This window comes from Arsukibacterium sp. MJ3 (assembly GCF_000987765.1).
In the GTDB taxonomy this organism is placed as follows: Bacteria; Pseudomonadota; Gammaproteobacteria; order Enterobacterales; family Alteromonadaceae; genus Alishewanella.
Genome location: NZ_LAHP01000045.1, coordinates 1 through 3,592 on the forward strand (window position 1 = coordinate 1; position 3,592 = coordinate 3,592).

Here is a 3,592-nt window from a genome sequence, read left to right on the forward strand (position 1 = left end):
CGCGGTGGGCGCGTCGGCTAAAGAGAGTGGTGTAGCGCGTCTCGAATTGGGTGGCGCGTGTTAGCCAATCTTGCTGGCTGACATTAAGTCGTTGCAGGACTGGCGTGGAGGCAGTTTTCATCGCGCAGATAAGCTATGCTGGAGACTAATGAAAACTTATCAATGACATCATTGTCAATGCTTGATGCACTACCGGATGTAGTGATGTTACTCATTTGAAAGCACAAATGTAGCAAAGGAGAGCTTAAAGCCCAATGAAAATCCGATCTGGTACCCTTGCCGCCTGGTTAGTGTTGTATTTTCTGTTATGCCTGCTGCCGATGGGGCTGGCCCTCGTTTTCGAGCGCCCGCCGGTCCGGACGTTTTTTGTTGAACTGGGGGTAATGTTTGGCTTATTGGGCTTAGGGGTGCTGGCGATGCAGTTGGTTATATCTGGTCGTCATCCCTGGTTTGCTGCCGGGGTGGGGCAAGATAATTTGTTGCAGTTTCACCGGCAAATGGGAATTTTTGGTTGGCTACTGATCCTGGCTCATCCGCTAACGGTGCTAATTGCGGAACCTGAATTTCTGCATTATCTGCACCCTGGCGACGAGCCACTGCGAGCCATTACCTTAAGTGCATTACTGATGGCCAGCACCTTGTTGATTATTACCTCTGTTTGGCGGGTAGGTTGCAAGCTGCAATACGAGTGGTGGCGTGCGCTGCATGGGCTGCTTGCGCTATTTGTAGTGAGTGCAGGCTTTGGTCATGCCTTAATGGTAAATAATTACACCGCCGGCTGGCCTGTACAGGTTGCGGTAGTGGTAGTGGTGGGTGCGGCACTTCTACTTTTGATTGATTCGCGGTTATTGCGGCCCTGGCGTTTAAAAGGTAAGCCCTGGACCGTAAGCAAAGCGGAAAATATCGACGGCGACGCTACCCGGTTAGTCTTGCAAGCCGATAGCCATCAGGGTTTGAAGTTTCAGCCGGGCCAGTATGCCTGGATCACCCTGGGTGATTCCCCTTTCTCTTTACAACAACATCCGTTCTCAATTAATTCGCAAGATGATAACCCAGGCTGCCTGGAGTTTACCGTAAAGCATGCCGGGGATTTTACCCGCTCGCTTAGTGATGTTAAGGCCGGCAGCCGGGCATGGGTTGAAGGCCCTTATGGGGTATTTACCCTGGACCCAGCCAACAAGCGGGATACGGTGATTATAGCGGGTGGCGTGGGGGTGACACCTATAATAAGTATGTTGCGAAGCTGTGTCGCAGAGCAGAGCACTAAAAAACTACTACTGCTTTATGCCAATATCGACAAAGCATCGATACTGTTTGCCGATGAGCTGGCAGAGCTGTCGACACAGCTAAACCTTAAGGTAGTGCATGTTTTAAAAGAGCCACCGGAAGATTGGCAAGGCGAGCAGGGGCTTATTGATGATGAATTGCTGAAGCAGTACCTGGATAAGTCCAACAGCACTACCGACTACTATGTTTGCGGCCCACCGCCGTTAATGAATGTGGTGGAGACAGTGCTGCGTGCGCGCAACGTGCCGCTGCAGTATATTTTCTCTGAACGGTTTAACCTTGTGTAATAGCCATTAAGGAGGCGCAACATGATGCACCTGATTGCAAAACGTGCAGGCACTGTTATGGCGTTAATGCTGTTGGCCACCACGCTGGCTTTAGCTTGGATGCTTTATGCTTAGCCTGAAAGCAGGCAGTAGATTAAGTATTTATGGCGCACAGTGATTAATGCAAACTAAGATGCTAATGCCAGCACTTCATGCCTTATGCCAACTGTTATTAGGCCTGCTGGCGTTAGTGCTAATCTGCGTTACATTATTGCCCTTGTTGCGAAGCGATGCCTGGTGGATCCGGATCTTGGATTTTCCGCGCATTCAGTTCGCAGTATTAATTGTGCTTACCTTGATGGGATATATAGCGCTTCGTAGCTGGCAAGGATTACGGCCCTGGCAATACGCTCTTACTGCGGGGGCTGGTATCGCATTGTTGTGGCAACTTACTGCAATTGCTCCTTACACCGCGCTGTATCCAAAAGAGATGCCGGCTAGCACCGCCGGGGACGTTACAAACCGGATATCGCTGCTAATTTACAATGTGCTGGCAGACAATCGCCAAGCACAAGCCCTGCTTGACCTGATAAGTGACACCGATCCGGACCTTATTCTTTTAAGCGAGCCAAACCAGTGGTGGCTAGAGCACTTAACCAGTCTGAAAGATGATTATCCGTATACCCTGTTGCAACCGCAAGAAAATACCTATGGCATGCTACTGTATTCAAGGCTGGAACTGGTAGCGCCAGAAATTCGGTTTCTGATTGAGCAGGATGTGCCGTCATTTCGCTCTGATGTGCGGTTACGTTCGGGCACTTTGGTTACTTTGTATGGTATTCACCCACGCCCGCCGGGCCTGCCTCGAGACGAAGATGATAATATTACTCAAGTAAAAAAATCTGAACAGCAGCAAGGCGAGCGGGAAGATTCTGATAAGCGGGATGCCGAGTTAATGTTGGTGGCTAAAGAGGTTAAGAAACTTGGCGACGTTCCGGTTATTGTCGCCGGCGATTTTAATGACGTGGCCTGGTCACACACTACGCATTTGTTTCAACGGGTGGGCGGCATGCTGGACCCAAGAGTAGGCCGAGGGTTATATAATACCTATGATACCCGCAGCCGCATTCTGCGCTACCCGCTGGACCACGCTTTTGCCTCCCGTCATTTTGGGTTAGCAGAGCTGCGCCGTTTGCCTGACATTGGATCTGATCATTTGCCATTTCTGGTGGTATTTGATTATGACCCCAATGCGGTAAAGCCGGAAGACAAGCCCAAAGCTGATGCCGAAGATGAACAGGAAGCTAGCGAAGCCATTAAAAAAGGCAAAGCCCGCTAATATTGACTGGGTATGACACATGAATAGTTAAGGCAGGGGTAGAAATGAGTATTGCAGTAAAACATGGGTTGTTATGAATATTGAGCATGCTAGCGCAGCAGATCTGGCGCAAGTCAGTACCTGGTTAACCAATGCTACTGATTGTCGAACCTGGGCCGGGCCCGTGGTCAGTTTTCCTATCGATAGCGCACGACTGGCATCTGACATTATGTATTGTTGGGATAATTCTTATTGCTTGAAAACGGCAGCCGATATGGCGGGTTTTGGACAGCTTATTAAAATCAATGATGACTGCTATCATCTGGTTAGAATTATCACTAACCCCAGCTGTCGGGGCCAGGGAGTGGCTCGTAAACTGTGCGAAAGCCTGCTGAAAATTGCCTGGCAACATGGTGGTAGCCAGGTAAGCCTGAATGTTTACCGGACAAACACGCGGGCGCTGACACTGTATCAACATTTGGGCTTTCGCGAGCAAGCTGACCAATCAGATGACACCATTATTTACATGCTGAAAGTTAATGAGGAGATTAAAATGGACCAGACTCAAAGTTAAAGAAAATAGGACAGGCACAGCAGAAATGATGTGATTAATCGCTCCATCCATTACACATGTTGATGTGTTTATGCAGGGGCTAATGCGGCAAAGAATGGCGGCTAGGGGCGTTAAAGGGTAATAAATTGCGCCTGATATAGTTTTCAC

The 3,592-nt window shown here is 49.3% G+C and carries 3 protein-coding genes; all 3 read left to right on the forward strand.

From position 1 onward, the window contains the following. Positions 1-254: 254 nt before the first annotated feature. The gene (locus VT06_RS16425) at positions 255-1,574 is read left to right on the forward strand and encodes a ferric reductase-like transmembrane domain-containing protein (RefSeq protein ID WP_046555419.1); all 1,320 of its coding nucleotides are present in this window, start codon (positions 255-257) and stop codon (positions 1,572-1,574) included. A 178-nt stretch (positions 1,575-1,752) separates the two neighbouring features. Beyond that, positions 1,753-2,892: an endonuclease/exonuclease/phosphatase family protein gene (locus VT06_RS16430; protein ID WP_161795049.1), complete on the forward strand. Its 1,140-nt coding sequence runs from the start codon at positions 1,753-1,755 to the stop codon at positions 2,890-2,892. Between the two features lie 73 nt (positions 2,893-2,965). Further along, entirely contained in the window at positions 2,966-3,445 is a 480-nt protein-coding gene (locus VT06_RS16435; protein WP_046555420.1) for an N-acetyltransferase, read from the forward strand. The last annotated feature ends 147 nt before the right edge of the window (positions 3,446-3,592 follow it).

Coding starts and splice junctions, on each gene's coding strand:
- VT06_RS16425 (WP_046555419.1), top strand. CDS start 255: ATGAAAATCCGATCTGGTACCCTTGCCGCCTGGTTAGTGTTGTATTTT.
- VT06_RS16430 (WP_161795049.1), top strand. CDS start 1,753: ATGCCAGCACTTCATGCCTTATGCCAACTGTTATTAGGCCTGCTGGCG.
- VT06_RS16435 (WP_046555420.1), top strand. CDS start 2,966: ATGAATATTGAGCATGCTAGCGCAGCAGATCTGGCGCAAGTCAGTACC.